We start from the raw sequence: 15442 nt of genomic DNA, 5'->3' as shown, positions 1-15442 counted from the left end.
GCTAGGCGGCACGGTTGCTGATCTCGATACCATGCGGACCGACCGGTGGCCGCTGGACGCCCGATTCGAAGCGCACGAAGGCTTCGCGCAAATGGTCTTTCAGCAGGGTTTCATCCCATGGCTTGGTGATGAACTTGTACACCGAGCCTTCATTGATGGCCGCCGTGACCGAATGCAGTTCCGGGTAGCCGGACAGCATCACGCGCACGATTTCCGGATAGATACCCTTGATGCGGCGCAAGAGCTCGTTGCCGGACATGCCCGGCATGCGCGCATCCGTGAGGATCACGCCCACGGCATGGGCGGCCACCAGTTCCAAGGCTTCCTGCGGCTTGCTGGTGCTGAGTATCTGGTAACCCTCCTTGCGCAGCGAGCGGCGCAGGGCGGACAGGATGTGCTCTTCGTCGTCCACCAGCAGCAGCACGCGCTGCGGCGTTTCGGCATGGCAGCTGTCGGGCGGCAAATGGGTGCCCGCATGCAACATCAGATCCATCTCGGCGCCGGGCAGCGGGCGGCTGAAATAATAGCCCTGCATGGCGTCGCACTGGTTGGTATTGAGAAATCCCAATTGTCCCTCCGTTTCCACGCCCTCGGCCACCGTCGTCATGTGCAGCGACTTGGCCATGGCGATGATGGAGCGGGTCAGCGATGCGCCATCCACGCTGTCGGTCACGTCGCGGATGAACGATTGGTCGATCTTGACGACGTCGATGGGGAACTGCTTGAGGTAGGAAAGGCTCGAATAGCCGGTGCCGAAGTCGTCCAGCGACAGGGTCACGCCGATTTCCTTCAATTCTTCCAGCGCCTTCACCACGAGGTCGCGGTTCTGCATCAGCACGCTTTCCGTCAGCTCCAGCTCCAGGCAGTGGGCCGGCACGCCGCTGTCGGCCAGCACTTCGCGCACCAGTTGCGGCATGTCGACCTGGCGGAACTGGCGCGCCGACACGTTGACGGCTATCGTCAGGTGCGTAAAGCCGTAGGCATGCCAGACGCCCAGCTGCGCGCACGCCGTGCGCAGCACCCATTCGCCGATGGGCACGATCATGCCCGTTTCCTCGGCCAGGGGGATGAAGCGGTCCGGCGGCACCAGGCCGATGCCGTCGCGGCGCCAGCGCAGCAGCGCTTCCATGCCATAGATCTTGCCGCTGGTAAGGTCGACCTTGGGCTGGTAGTGCAATTCCAGCTCGCCCAGCGCCAGCGCCTGGTGCAGCGCGTGTTCGATTTCGGCCCGCTCTTCCACCAGCACGCCCATCTTGTGATTGTAGAACTGGTAGCCGTTGCGGCCCTTGTCCTTGGCGCTGTAGAGGGCCGCATCGGCCGTCTTGAGCAGCATGTCGCCGCTGTCGCCGTCGGATGGAAACACGCTGGCGCCGATGCTGGTGCTCACGTGCAGGGTATGTTCGCCCAGGACGAAAGGATCGGCGAACACCGCCAGCACCTTTTTCACGATCTGTTCGGCCGTCTCGATGTCGGGCAGGTCGGTCAGCAGGATGACGAACTCGTCGCCGCCCTGGCGGGCCACGGTGTCGCCCTCGCGCACGGCCAGCTTCAGCCTGCGGGCCACTTCCCGCAGCAGCGCGTCGCCCACGGGGTGGCCATAGCTGTCGTTGACGAACTTGAAACGGTCGAGGTCCATCATCAGGGTGGCCAGGTGCAAGCGGGTGCGGCGGGCATGGGCGATGGCCTGGCCGATGCGGTCGTTCAGCAATTGCCTGTTGGGCAAGTCCGTCAGCGCGTCGTGGTTGGCCAGGTATTCAATGCGCAATTCCTGCAGCTTGCGGTCCGTGATGTCCTGCACGGTACCGCGCATCAAGAGCACTTCGCGGCCTTCGCGCACGGCTTCGGCCTGGTGAAAGACGATGCACTCGCCGCCGTCCGGCCGCAGCACCTTGTGTTCGAGGCCATAGCTGGTGCCGCTCGCATGCAGCTCCATGAAGGCATCGAGCAGCAGGGGCCGCTGGTCTTCCGGCAGGCACTGCAGCAGGCGGTCGAAGCTGGTGGGGCCCGCATCGGCATCCAGGCCCAGAATGCGCAACAGCTCCGGCGACCAGTAGCCGTCGCCGCCGGCGACCCGGTATTCCCAGTTGCCGAGGCGGGCCAGCGCCTGCGCGTGGTTGAGGCTTTCCTGGATACGGCTCAGTTCGGTGAGGGCGCTGCTGGCCCGCAGCAGGTAGCGCAGCCGATGCGCCAGCAGCCGCCATTGCATGGGCTTGGAAATGAAATCGCTGGCGCCCGCTTCCAGCGCCTGCTTGATGGAGTCGTCGTCGTCGTTGCCGGTCAGCACGACGATGGGCACGTGCGCGCCGCCGGGCAGACGGCGCAGCTGCTGGCAGCATTCGAAGCCGCTCATGCCGGGCATGGCGACGTCGAGCAGGATCAGGTCGGGCACGCCGCGCTGGAAGGCGGCCAGCGCTTCCAGGCCGCTGGCCGCTTCCTCGATGCGGAAGCCTTCCGGCTCCAGCGCTTCCGTCACGAGGATGCGCGTCATGGTGTCGTCGTCGACCACCAGGACCAGTGCTTGCGGGGGCAGTGCGGTATTCATATGGCTTCCTTCTCAATGGCCAGGGCGGCGAGGACACGGTCGAGCTCTTGCTGGATGCCGCGGATATGGTGCAGTGCGCTGCCGACGTCATTGCCGCGCGCGTATTGTTCGATTTCACGGCAGGTGGCCGACAAGCCCAGCGCGCCCACGTTGGCGCAGCTCGACTTGAGCGTATGCGCCGCCAGCTGCAGGGCCGCGGCATCGCTGGCCTCGGCCGCCACTTCCAGCTGGCCCAGCAGGCGCGGGGCGTCGCTGTAGAACAGGTCGATGATGCGGCCCAGCACGTCGGGACGGCCGGGACGCCGCATGGCGCGCAGGTTTTGCAGGGCGGCCGCGTCGAGGATGGCGGCTGATTCCACCGGCGCCACCTCCGTGGTTACTGTAGGCGTTTCCGCTGCGGCCGGCGCGGCAGGCGACGGACGCCAGCGGGCCAGGACTTCCAGCAGGGCGGCGCGCGTGTACGGCTTGGCCAGGTAGTCGTCCATGCCCGCGTCCAGGCACAGTTCGCGGTCGCCGAGGATGGCGTTGGCCGTCAGGGCAATGATGGGCGTGCGGCCTCGGCCTTGCTCGCTTTCCATGCGGCGCAAGCGCCGGGTCGCTTCAAAACCATCCATTTCCGGCATCTGGCAATCCATCAGGATCACGTCGAACGGGTAGCGCTCCCACAGGGCCAGCGCGCGCGCGCCGTTGTCGGCCGGCGTCGCTTCGTAGCCGCTGTCTTCCAGCATGGCCAGGGCGATTTCCTGGTTGATCGCGTTGTCTTCCACCAGCAGCATGCGCAGCGGCGCCTGGCCTGCGGCCGCGCTTTCCGCTGGAGCGGGCAGGGCAGGCATGGCAGCACTCGTTGGCGCCAGGGTGCCGTAGCCGCAGACAGCTTCGATGCAGTGGCGCAGTTCCATCGCCCGCACGGGCTTGGTCAGGCAGTATTCCAAGCCCAGCGCCGTCAGCTGGCGCAGCTCGGCCGAGGCGTCCAGCGAACTGAGCATGATAATTTTCAGGGCCGCCATGCCGGCGTCGGCCTTGATCGCGCGCACCAGCTCGGCGCCATCCATGACGGGCATGCGCATATCGATGATGGCCAGGTCGAACGGGCGCCCGCCGCGCAGCGCGGCTTGCAGCAGGTCCAGCGCTTCGGCGCCGTCGGCGGCGCTGGCGGCGGCCATCTGCCACTCGATCGCATGCTGCAGCAGGATGCTGCGGTTGGTGGCATGGTCGTCCACGATCAGCACGTTCAAGGCGGCCAGCGACACGCGCGGCGGCGCCGCCGGCGGCGCGTCTTCTGGCGCCACGATGCCCACGGCGATGGTGACGGCGAAGCTGGAACCCTGGCCCGCCACGGATTTCAGCACGATGTTGCCATCCATCATTTCCGCCAGCTGCTTGATGATGGCCAGGCCCAGTCCCGTGCCGCCGTATTTGCGCGAAGTGGTGCTGTCGGCCTGGCGGAACGGCTGGAAGACGGCCGCTGCCGCTTCCGGCGTCATGCCGATGCCCGTGTCGCGCACTTCCAGACGGATCTGGCCGGCGGCGGGGCAGCTGACATCGACGGAAATCTCGCCCCGTTCCGTGAACTTGGTGGCGTTATTGAGCAGGTTGGTGAGGATCTGGCGCAGCCGCACGGGGTCGCCGCGCACGTGCTGCGGCACGTCGGAGGCGATGCGGCAGGTAAATTCGATGGCCTTGCGCTGGATGCCGTTGGCAAACAGCGCCACCACATCGTCGATCACCTGGCGCAGGTCGAACGGGATATGTTCGAGCACCAGCTTGCCCGCCTCGATCTTGGAAAAGTCGAGGATGTCGTCGATGATGCTCAGCAGGCTTTCGCCCGAGCGGTGCACCGTGTGCACGAAACGCTGCTGCTTGGGGCTCAGTTCCGTACGCTGCAGCAATTCCGTCATGCCCAGCACGCCATTCATCGGTGTGCGGATCTCGTGGCTCATCTTGGCCAGGAATTCCGACTTGGCGCGGTTGGCGGCGTCGGCCTCGGCCTTGGCCTGCTTGAGCGCCAGGTCGCGCTGTTCCACGTGCTCGAGCATGCCGTTGAAGCCCTTGATCAATTGCCCCAGTTCATCGCTGCCATGCTGCGCCACGCGCACCGACAGCGCCTTGCCGCCGCGGATATGGGCAATCGCATGGGACAGGTGCGCCAGCGGCCTGGCGATAGACGCGCTGATCAGCCCCGTGATGGCCACGCAGGCCAGCAGCAGCACCAGCGCGATGCCGAGGATCAGCATGAAGGCATGGCGCACGCCATCGCGCACCTGGGTCACGGCGTCCTGCTGCTGCCCCGTGATGCGCGCCACCTGCTGCGCGGAATGGGCGGCCTGTTCGCGTTCGAAGGCCCGTACGTGGTCGATGGCCTCGCCCAGCGCCGCCTGGCTGTCCAGCACGCTGCCCTTGGCTTGCACCAGCCGCTGTCCCGACCGTTCCACCGCGTCCAGGTAGGTGTCGACGCTGCGCGTTTCGGCCAGCAAGCCCAGCTGGCCTATGCTTTGCAGCAAGGTCTGCATGGTGCCCATGTCGCGGTGCAGTGCGCCGATGTGCAGCGCGATATCGGCGCCCAGGCGCGTGACGTCGCCGGCGGCCGTGGCGAGCATGACTTCGCCCACGTCGATGCTGATGGCGTCGACGGCCAGGTTGATTTCGCCGCTGGCGTCCTCGATGCGGGCCGAGGTGCGCATGTAGCGGTTGGCCTGCGCCAACCGGTCGCGTCCGATGGCCAGCTGCAGTTCGATGGGATCGAGTTCCTCGGCCAGGCGCAGGAGAGCGGTGGCCAGGGTGGCGCTGACTTGCTCCTTGAGCGCGGCATAGTGCACCTGCTGCGCCGCGCTGGCGCCGGCCTCGGCCAGCAGCCCTGCGCGCAAGGCCAGCAAGCCGGCGGCGGGATCGAGCATCTGGCGCGCCGTGGCCAGCAGTGTCGTTCGCAGCGCCTGCTGGGCGGGGCTGATGTCGCGCTCGCCGCTTCCGTCCAGATGCGCGACGGCCGCCGTCAGCCGTTCGCGCAGGGGCGCGATGCGGAAGCGGTTCTTCACGGCCTCCGTTTCGGCCAGCGCAATCTGCATGTCGAGGATGCTCTTGCGCAAGTCGGTCAGGTAGCGCGCGTTCTCGTTCAGGCGCTGGCTTTGCAGCTGCACTTCGGCTGCCGTGGCCTGGGCCTGGCTGTCGACCAGGCGGATCTTGCCGCGCGCGGCCTTGGCGGCGGCCTTGATCTGCGCCAGGACCTGGCCCATCTCCATCGCCTGCGCCTTGTAGTAGGCCTCGTTTTCCAGGCGCTTGCGCACGGCGACGCGCATGCGCTGGAATTCCTGTTCGAAGGCCGCGTGATAGCGGGCCGCCTGCGGCTCGCCGTGGCGCCGCAATTCATTGCGGATGCTCTCGGCGGCCTGGATATTGGCGACGATCTTGTCCGACACCTGTTCCAGCTGCGCCAGGTCTTGCGCCTTGCCCAGCTCGAAAAAATCCGAGGCCATGTCCTGCACGGTATAGCGCAGGCGCAACACGTCCGTGTACAGCGGCACGGTCCGGTCGGTCAAGCCATGCACATGGGTTTCGATGCCTTTCACCAGCAGCAGGCTGGCCGCCGCCATGGCCGCCACGCCCGCCAGCAGGACGCTGGTACTGATGATCAGCTTGGTCCTGATTTTCATGCCTGGCTCCAGGGCGGGCTGGAAAAGTGGGCGCGCATCACTTCGCGCCAGGCCCCGGGTCCGCCGGCACGATCTTGCCGTCGGCGATGCGGGTCAGGAAGACGGCTGTCGACGCCTGGTGGTTGTCGGGCCGCAGCGTCACCCGCATGCCGCCCAGATCGAGGCGGTCGAACGTTTCGAAGCTCTGGATCAGGCGCTCGCGCGTGAGGTCCGCGCCCGTGCGGCGCAGCGCCGCCACCATCAGGGTGGCCGAGATGCAGCCTTCGAAACTGACGAAAGACAGCGTGGCCGCCGGCACATGTTTGGCCAGCAGCGCGGCGCAGTCGGCGGCGATCGGCAACTGGCGGTCGTCCGGCAAGGGCACTACCTGCGAAATGACGATGTTGTTGCCTTCCGTGCCCAGCAGTTGCAGCAGGCTGTCCGTGCCGACAAACGATACCGTGGACAGGGCCGCCTTCAACCCGGCCTGGCTGGCTTCGCGCACGAACGCCGCCACCGGCGTGTAGGGGCCGGCCATGACCACCGCTTGCAGGTCGTGTCCGATCAGGGCCGCCAGTCCCGCCTTGACGGCCGTGGTGCCGCGCTGGAACGAACCCTTGGCGACGAGTTCCAGGCCGCGCCGTTGCAGGGCCCGCACGGTGCCGTCGAGCACGGCGTTGCCGAAACCGTCATCCTGGTACAGCACGCCAAAGCGCTTGACGCCCCGGCTGGCGAAATACTGCACCAGGGCATCGGACTCATCGTCATAACTGGCGCGGAAGTTGATGATTTCATGCACCACGGGGCGGCGCAAGGTCATCGCGCCCGTAAACGCGCCCACCAGCGGCACCTTCATTTCCTGGACGATCGGTATGACGGCGTTGGTCGTGGGCGTGCCCACGTTGCCGAACAGCGCGAACACCTGTTTTTCCTCGACCAGCCTGAGCGTTTCGCTGATGGCGCGGTCCGGATCGTAGCCGTCATCGGCGACCACCAGCTCGATGCTGCGGCCATCGATGCCGCCGCGCTGGTTCGCTTCCTGGAACACGGCCGTTGCGCCGTCGAGCATGGCTTTCCCCAGCCCCGAGGCGGCGCCCGTTTGCGCATTGACCATGCCCAGACGGATGTGCGTCTCGGTGACGCCCGGTTCGGCGGCGTGGACCACGCCGGCCACGAGGGTGATAGCGAGCCAGCAGCATTCCGGGAAAACGCGCATGAGCTACCTTTATGGAGATTGACCGGTATCAATTGGCACAGGGTTGACAACGAGTATGGAGCAAATTGCCAACGCAAAACTCACACATAGTCACAGTCATGGTCACGGCGCGGAAAGCAGGCCAGATACGCCTTAGGACACGGGCAGCTGCACCACCACCTTGCCCCGTGCACGGCCCTGCGCCAGGTAAGCCAGCGCCTGTTTCGCCTCAAGAAAAGGAAACACACTGTCGATGACGGGGCGGATGGTTCCCGCCTCGATCAGGGCGGCGATCTGCGCCAGCTGGCCGCCGTCGGGACGCACGAAGTGGAAGGCATAGCTGGCGCCGCGCCGCCGCGCCAGGCCGATGATCTTGCGGCTGAGCAAACCAAACACCAGTTTCAGCACCACGTTCATGCCGCGCGCGCGGGCAAAGGCGGCGTCCGGCGGGCCGACCAGCGAAACGACGCGGCTGCCGGGCTTGACGATGTGCAAGGCTTTTTCCAGGCCGTCGCCGCGCACCGTGCCCAGCACGGCGTCGTAATCGCGCAGCACGTCCTCGAACGGCTGTTTCTTGTAGTCGATGATGTCATCGGCGCCCAGGCCGCGCACCAGTTCCACGTTCGCCGTGCTGGTGGTCGTGCCCACGCGGGCGCCCAGGTGCTTGGCGAGCTGGATGGCGAACGTGCCGATGCCGCCGGAACCGGCCGGGATGAACACTTTCTGGCCCGGCTTCAGTTGCATGCGTTCATGCATCGCTTGCCACGCCGTCAGGCCAACCATGGGAATCGACGCCGCCTGCACGAAATCGAGGTTGGCCGGTTTCAGCGCGGCCGCCTGTTCGGGCACGATGGCAAATTCGGCCAGACTGCCGTGCGGCGTGTCGAAAATGCTCGCATACACGGCGTCGCCCACTGTAAAGCGCGTGACGCCGCTGCCCACGGCCACGACCACGCCGGCCAGGTCGCTGCCCAAGGTGGCCGGCAAGCGCGTTTTCAAGATCGGCTTGAAGTCGCCCTTGGGGATCAGGTTGTCGATGGGGTTCAGGCCCACGGCGTGCACCCGCACCAGCAATTCGCCGGGGCCGGGCGTGGGGCGGGGCAGTTCCGCAAACGCCGCATAATCGAGGCCGCCGTATTGTTTGAGTTGCAAAGCTTGCATGATGTTCTCTCTGTATGCTGAAAAGGCGCCGGCGCTCAGGCCAGGCGCAGGTCCTTGCGCAAGCCGGCGTCCATCAGCGCGGCCGGCATGAAACGGCGCATCAGGCGCAAGCGCGCCGCCAGCGGCCCGGCCGTGTAGCGCAGCTTGGGCTTGCTTGCCTGCGCCGCCGCCAGGATGGTGTCGGCCACGACGGCCGGATCGTCGGCGCCGGCCATCAGCGTCTGCAGCCGGCTTGTGATGGCCGCGCTCACTTGCCGGTAGGCGGACAGCGGCGTATCAGGCGCCAGCAGATTGGCTTCGAACGTGGTTTTCGTGTAGGCCGGTTCGATGACGCTGGCGCGGATGCCCCAGCCCCGCACTTCATGGTCGAGCGATTCAGTGTAGCCCTCGATCGCGTGCTTGGTGGCGGAATACAGCGCGCCGTAAGGCATGGGCAAAAAGCCCAGGACGGAACCGATATTGAGGATGCGCCCGCCGCCCTGGGCCCGCATGTGCGGCAGCACGGCCAGGGTCATGCGCAGCACGCCATAGAAATTCGTGTCGAAGATGGCTTGCGCCTGCGCCACGCTGCTTTCCTCGGCGCCACCCGGGGCCACGCCGAAACCGGCGTTATTCACCAGCAGGTCGATGCGGCCTTCGCGCTGTATCAGCTCGGCCACGGCGGCAGCGACGGACGCATCGCTGGTGACGTCGAGCGCCAGCATCGCATGGCCGGCTGCGGCCGCTTGTCCGCCGCGGCGGCTGGTGCCGTACACCGTGTAGCCCGCTTGCGCCAGGCGCTGGGCCGTGGCCGCGCCGATGCCGGACGAGGCGCCGGTGACGAGGGCAATCTTCTTGTTGTTCATGGCAATTCCTTCAGTGGTTGACAGCGTTGGATATGGAATATGACGATCATCATATTGTTGTTTCAAAAAAAGCCTGGGACGGATCAAGGTCCCGGGCAGGGCAATTAGCTGGGTGTTTGAAACTGCGCCAGGGTGGCCGCGCACAGCGCCTCCGACAGGGCAGGCTCGTCCACGGCGCGCGCGAGAATGGTGGTGCCGATCATGGCGCACACGGTCGCCATGGCCTGCGCATGCGCTTCGGGCTGGCCCCAGTTCGGCAACTGGCGTGCGAACAGGTCGATCATTTCCTTGATGTGGATGGTGGCGGCGCGCCGCACCTCGGGCGCCTGGCGCGGCATTTCCGAGCCCAGCGCCGACACGGGGCAGCCCACCTCGATGGCGGCGATGTGTTCGGGTGACAGATACGCGGCCAGCATGGCCTGCAGCGCCTGGCCAGGCGGGGCGGCGGCCGCCACCCGGGCCGCCAGCGCCACCGCTTCGGCGCCCGCACGGTCGCCCGCTTCGGCCAGCAGCGCGTCGCGCGAAGCGAAGTGCGCATAGAAGCCGCCGTGCGTCAGGCCCGCTTCCTTCATGATGTCGGCCACGCCCGTGCCCGCATAGCCGCTGCGGCGGATGGCGCGCGTGGCCACCTCGACGATGCGTTCGTGGGTGGCTTCCTTGCGGCTTTGCGCCGCCGGTTTGTTCGGTGAGTTCTGCATGACGGTCATCATATCGCAGTTTTCAACAGCGTGCACGCGAGGCGCTCAGAACAGCCCGGCCGTCCAGTCGGTGAACGCCCGCATCGCCGGGGAGAGAAAGCGCTGATGCGGGTAGAGCAGCGATACGGGCACGGGCGCCGGCCGCATGTCGGCCAGCACCTCGACCAGTGCCCCTGCCTGCAACTGGTCGCTTACGAGGATCTCGGCCAGCTGCATCAAGCCATGGCCGGCCAGGCCCAGCTCGATGTACAGCCCCGTCTCGTTGACGGCGACCGTGCCGGGGAGGGGAACGGCGATGCTGGTGCCGTCTTCGATGAAATGCAGGTCGCTGCCGCGCCGCATGGTGCTGGAAAAGTAGTGGACGGCCCGGTGTCCCGGCAAATCCTCGAGGGTTGCGGGAACACCGTGTTCGGCCAGGTAGGACGGCGCCGCGCAGGTGATCCAGCGCAGCTCGCCCAGGCGGCGCGCGACCAGGGTCGAGTCTTCCAGGCTGCCGGTGCGGATCACGCAATCGACGCCTTCCTGTATCAAGTCCACCTGGCGGTCATTGACGCCGATCATCAGGTAGATGTCGGGGTAGCGCTGCTGGAATTGCGCCAGCTGCGGCAGGATCACGGCATGGGCAATGCCGCCAGGCATATCCACGCGCAAACGTCCCTGCGGGCGATCGCTAGCGCCTTGCAAGCTCGCTTCGGTATCGGCGATCAGATCGAGGATCTCGCGGCAGCGGTGGAAGTAGCGCTCGCCTTCCGGTGTCAGGCTGAGGTTTCTGGTGGAACGGTTCAGCAGGCGCGTCTGCAAATGCTTTTCCAGCCGCTTGATGATGGCGGTCACCGACGATGCGGGTAAAGCCAGGGTCTGCGCCGCGCGCACGAAACTCCTGCTCTCGACCACGCGAAGGAATACCTGCATTGCTTGTACGCGGTCCATGTCTTGTCTTCGTAGCAGTAGGGGAAACGGCACTATAACCCAACATTATTCGGATTTTCTGCATGCTGAAAACACACGGCGCCACTTTTTCCCCGTGCTTGCCTGCACTAGACTGCGTGCAACTCATTCGCTATAGCAGGAATCAAGCATGTCTGAACAAGATCAACTACTGGGGCCACTGGCTCCGGCACCCCGCAAGATGCTGATCAAAGGCGCCACCATCATCAGCATGGATGGCAATGTCGGCAATGTCCCCAAAGGCGACATCCTGATGGCCGACGGCGTCATTGCCGCCATCGGCCAGCATCTGCAGGCCGATGGCGCCGAAGTGATCGATGCCGCGCAGATGATCGCCATTCCCGGCATGGTCGACACCCATCGCCATGCCTGGGAAGGCCAGCTGCGCCGCATCAACCCGAATGCGGCGACGCTCGAGGACTACTGCAACGCCACGCATTTCTCGTTCGCCAAATACTACCGGCCCCGCGACATTTACGTGGGCAACCTGCTCACGGCCCTGGGCGCCATCGATGCCGGCATCACGACCGTGATCGACAACTCGCACAACAGCCGCACGGGGGCGCACGCCGACGCGGCGGTCGAAGCGCTGCTCGATGCGGGCATCCGCGCCGTGCACGCCTCGGGGGCGCCCGTCTCGGGCGACTGGGACAAGGCGCATTGGCCAGGCAACCTGGCACGCCTTCAGGAAAAATACTTCAGCGATCCCGACAGCCTGGTGACGCTGGCCATGATGGCGCAGCTGGAACCGCAGCAGTGGGCCGTCGCCCGTAATTTGGGTATTCCCATCGTGACCGAGTTTTTTGGCGCTGGCATGGCGGCCGAGCTGGAAGGCTTGCACCGGCAGGGGCTGCTCGGCAGCGACAACATCTTCAATCACTGCACCTGCCTGCCGGAATCGGGCTGGCGCATCTTGCGCGAGGCGGGCGTGCGCGTCAATGTATGCCCGCGTTCGGATGCCCACTACGGTATCGAGGATGGCATGAACGCCTGGCAGGCGGCGCACCAGCACGGCATACGCCCCGGCCTCAGTGTCGACAACGAGACTTCGTATAGCGGCGACATGTTCATGGAAATGCGCGTGGCGTTCTACCTGCAGCGGGTGATGGGGCATCGCCAGGGGCATCGCCAGGGACATCGCCATGCGGCGGCGCCCACCGATGCCTTCCGCTTGCTCGAGGCCGCCACGATCGACGGCGCCGCGGTGGCGGGGCTGGAACAGCGCATCGGGAGTTTGAGGCCAGGCAAGCAGGCCGACCTGGTGCTGATACGCACCGGCGACCTCAATGTATATCCTGTCAACAACGCCATCGGTACCGTCGTGCATGCGGCTGAGCGCAGCAATATCGATACCGTCATCATTGGCGGGCGCGTGCGCAAACGCGGTGGCGTCGTGCTGGGCGTGGATCAGGCAAAACTGCGCGCCGCGATCGACGAATCGTGTGGCCACCTGTTCAGTGCCGCCGATTATCAGCCCGATCTGTTTGCCCAGTCGTTCGCACCCCTACACCAGGCGTAGGCAGCGCCACGTACGCTTTGCCTACGCCGCTATTTCAGGATCAGGCCAGTTTGCGCTTGCCTGCCGAAACGCGGTTCCAGCCATAGCCGGCGATGATGATGGCCACGATGGCTGCCTGCGCGAGCAGGGTTTCCATGGTCGGCAGGATGCCCAGCAAGTCGATGCGCATGAAATCGACGGGGGTGACGCCGACCCAGCCCGCTTCCTGCAGCGCGGCCACGCCTTTGCCCATCAAAATCACGGCCAGCACGGCCACGAAGGCGGACGTCCACGAGAAGAACTTGCCGATCGGCATGCGGGCGCTCGTGCGCAGCAAGGCCCAGGCGATCACGACCAGCAGCACGATGGCCACGAGGAAGCCGCCCAGCAGGGCGCCGCCATTGCCGTCCGCCGCCAGGGCGGAATAGAACAGCACGGTTTCAAAGACTTCGCGGTAGACGGCGATGAAGGCCAGGGCGAACAGGCCCCAGGCGGAGCGCCGGCTCATCGCGGCTGTGAGTTTCTCGTGCAGGTATTCCTGCCAGCGCCCGGCGCTGCTCTTCTGGTGCATCCACAAGCCCACGCTGAGCAGGACCAGGGCCGCGAATACGGAACCGAGACCTTCGCTCACTTCCCGGCTGGCGCCGCTGATGGTGACCAGGTACGTCGCCGCCACCCACGTCAGGCCGCCCGCCACCAGGGCGCTGGCCCAGCCCGCATGCACGTAGGCCAGCACGTCGTGGCGCTTGGCCTTGCGCAGGAAGGCGATGATGCCGATCACGATCAGCAGCGCTTCCACGCCTTCGCGCAGCAAGATCGTCAGGGCGCCGATAAAGGTCGTCATCGGGTCCGCCTTGGCGTCGCCCAGCTCCGCTTCCACGTGGGTAAACAGTTGCTGCAGTTTTTCACCGGCCGCTTCGGCATCGGTCACCGTGCCCTTGGCCACGGCGGAACGGTAGGCCAGCATGGCGTTTTCCACGGCCAGCAGCAGGGATTTGTTGCGCGCGCCGACCATCGGTTCGATCGGCTCGAAACCATCGAGGTAGGCTGACAGGCCCAGGCGCGTGGCGCCCGCGCGGTCGCCCGCGTGCATGGCGGCCAGACTTTCGGCCAGGCGCAGACGCGACAGGGCCAGGCCGGCCGGCTTGTGCGCTTCGGCCTTGTCGGCATGGCTGCGCAGATACGCCGTCAGCGCTTTGGCTTCGTCCGCGCCCAGCTTGGCGGCAACGGCTTCCTGCGTCAGGGTCGTCACGGCGGCCAGGTCCGCATACAGTTTCTTGGCCCGTGGATCGTCCTGCCACAGCTTTTCGCCGTGCGCGCCGGCCGCCGCATCGTGCGACATGCCGCCGATATAGAAAGCCAGGTCCCAGCGCTCGTTTTCGGACAGTTGGCCGAAACTGGCCATCGACGTACCGGCCACGCCTTGCGAAATGACCTGGTACAGCGCCATCAGACTGCGCGACTGCGCCCGTTCGCCATCCGTGAAGGCGATCGGTTTCGGTTCCAGGCTGGCCGCCAGCGGACCGTCGCCGCCGCCGGCCACACCGTGGCAAGAAGCGCACTGGGCCGCATACAGGGCCGCGCCGCGCGCCAGGTTCGGCAGCACTTTCGGCGCCACGGGTATCGGGTAGGCGGCGATCAGCAAGCCGTTCGCATGGTGCGCCAGGCGCTTGACTTCCACGCCGTCCGCCTTGGCGACGACGGCCGCGCGCAGGTCGGCGATGGCGGCGGCAATGGCCGCTTGCGAAGCGTGGGCGGGCAGGGCGGCGATCTGCGTCGTCGCGTTGTCCGTGAAATCGAGCATTTCCGCGTATTCGGCTTCGCTGACCACCTTGCCGTGTTCGACGGCGCCGCTGTAATCGACGGCAACGTAGTCAATCAATTGCCACAACTGCTTGGCGCCAGCGCCGGGATCGGTCGTTTGCGCCTGCGCGCCGCCGGCCAGCAACAGGCTGGCGGCCACGAGTGGATAACACACGAGCCATTTCTTCATAGAACTGAACATGATTCTCATTCTCATTTGTCGTTAACCCGGCGACTATAGGACAGACCGTGCGGGGTGTCAACGGCGCACGGACCTTGTCCTGGACGATAGTGCGGACCAGGCGCCGGGAGGCGGCAGAGAATGGGACGGCGGAAAACGCGTGCTACTGGCCAGATGCCGGCTTCGCGTACAGGCCCCTGGCCAGGCCATTGTCCGCATCGTCGACTTTCAGGCCGCCCTCGACGACACGCAGGGCCAGCTTCTGGAATGCCTGGCCCCTGAGCCATTGGGGATCGGTGACGGCGAACGCGGCGATGCGCTCCTGCGCGCGCTCCGCTGGCACGGCCAGCCATTGATAGTCGGCTTTCGAGCCCTGGCGGCGCAAGCCCGCCCGCACCCAGCGTTCCGACGCCGGCATGCGGACGATGGCGTCGCCGTTCGCCACGCTGACAGCCGTGGCCGTCTTGCCGCTTTGCGCTTCGAATTTCACTTCCACGCCGGCCATCGGTCCCAGCCGTGGAAAACCGACGATGGCCACCCACAATCCCGCTTCGGCCGCTTTCTGAATGCGCATTTCCGATTCCTCGAACACGCGGAACTGCGGTTCCTTGCCGCCATTGCCCGCCACCAGGGTGACTACGTCGCCCGAAGCGCGCCACTCGCCGCTCGCTTGCTGGTCGGTATTGCCATAACTGAGCATCCATTCGAAGGTGCCGTCCTTTTTCAACAGCAGTTCGGAGCCCGTTTCCATGACGCCTTGCAGATAATAGTGGCCAGGCAGTGACGACGCGGCTGGCTCGGCCGCGCTGGCCCAGCTGGCCGAAATGGAGAAGGCGAGGGCGGCGCAGGCCAGCAGGCGCGAGAGGGATTGCTTCATCGGTGTGTCCTTGTTGTATTTTTATGATAAGCCATCATAACAACGGCAATTAAATTGCCGTCGCACGA

10 protein-coding genes are annotated in these 15442 nt (G+C 65.9%); 1 reads left to right on the top strand and 9 read right to left on the bottom strand.

The annotated features are described in order from the left end of the window. Position 1: 1 nt before the first annotated feature. The 7 genes from OPV09_RS15750 to OPV09_RS15720 form a co-directional block, all read right to left on the bottom strand. The gene (locus tag OPV09_RS15750) at positions 2–2542 is read right to left on the bottom strand and encodes an EAL domain-containing protein (protein WP_338678728.1); all 2541 of its coding nucleotides are present in this window, start codon (positions 2540–2542) and stop codon (positions 2–4) included. Continuing rightward, positions 2539–6189, bottom strand: coding sequence for a response regulator (locus tag OPV09_RS15745; protein ID WP_338678727.1), 3651 nt, complete (start codon positions 6187–6189; stop codon positions 2539–2541). Before OPV09_RS15745 ends, OPV09_RS15750 begins: the two co-directional genes overlap by 4 nt. Positions 6190–6226: 37 nt before the next feature. Then, entirely contained in the window at positions 6227–7384 is a 1158-nt protein-coding gene (locus OPV09_RS15740) for an ABC transporter substrate-binding protein (protein ID WP_338678726.1), read from the bottom strand. Between the two features lie 132 nt (positions 7385–7516). Then, a complete protein-coding gene (locus OPV09_RS15735; RefSeq protein ID WP_338678725.1) occupies positions 7517–8524 on the bottom strand; it encodes an NADP-dependent oxidoreductase in 1008 nt (335 codons plus the stop codon). A 35-nt stretch (positions 8525–8559) separates the two neighbouring features. Beyond that, positions 8560–9369, bottom strand: coding sequence for an oxidoreductase (locus tag OPV09_RS15730; RefSeq protein WP_338678724.1), 810 nt, complete (start codon positions 9367–9369; stop codon positions 8560–8562). A 104-nt stretch (positions 9370–9473) separates the two neighbouring features. Further along, positions 9474–10079, bottom strand: a complete 606-nt coding sequence (locus OPV09_RS15725) for a TetR/AcrR family transcriptional regulator (protein ID WP_425323993.1) — start codon at positions 10077–10079, stop codon at positions 9474–9476. A gap of 33 nt (positions 10080–10112) precedes the next feature. Further along, complete coding sequence (locus OPV09_RS15720; RefSeq protein WP_338678723.1) at positions 10113–10997, bottom strand: LysR family transcriptional regulator; 885 nt, start codon at positions 10995–10997, stop codon at positions 10113–10115. Between the two features lie 148 nt (positions 10998–11145). On the opposite strand from OPV09_RS15720, the gene OPV09_RS15715 reads away from it, so the two are divergent. Beyond that, on the top strand, positions 11146–12534 hold the full coding sequence (locus OPV09_RS15715; RefSeq protein ID WP_338678722.1) for an amidohydrolase family protein: 1389 nt from the start codon (positions 11146–11148) through the stop codon (positions 12532–12534). Between the two features lie 40 nt (positions 12535–12574). Here the strand turns inward: OPV09_RS15715 and OPV09_RS15710 are convergent, their stop codons facing one another. Both OPV09_RS15710 and OPV09_RS15705 read right to left on the bottom strand, forming a co-directional pair. Further along, positions 12575–14518, bottom strand: coding sequence for a cytochrome c/FTR1 family iron permease (locus tag OPV09_RS15710; RefSeq protein ID WP_338678721.1), 1944 nt, complete (start codon positions 14516–14518; stop codon positions 12575–12577). Between the two features lie 142 nt (positions 14519–14660). Next, a complete protein-coding gene (locus tag OPV09_RS15705; protein ID WP_338678720.1) occupies positions 14661–15374 on the bottom strand; it encodes a hypothetical protein in 714 nt (237 codons plus the stop codon). Positions 15375–15442: the final 68 nt, after the last annotated feature.

Origin of the sequence: Janthinobacterium sp. TB1-E2 (genome assembly GCF_036885605.1) — a bacterium.
GTDB classification, from domain to species: Bacteria; Pseudomonadota; Gammaproteobacteria; order Burkholderiales; family Burkholderiaceae_D; genus Janthinobacterium; species Janthinobacterium aestuarii.
The sequence above is the reverse complement of the archived record's forward strand: the minus strand, read 5'-3'. Positions and strand labels throughout refer to the sequence as shown.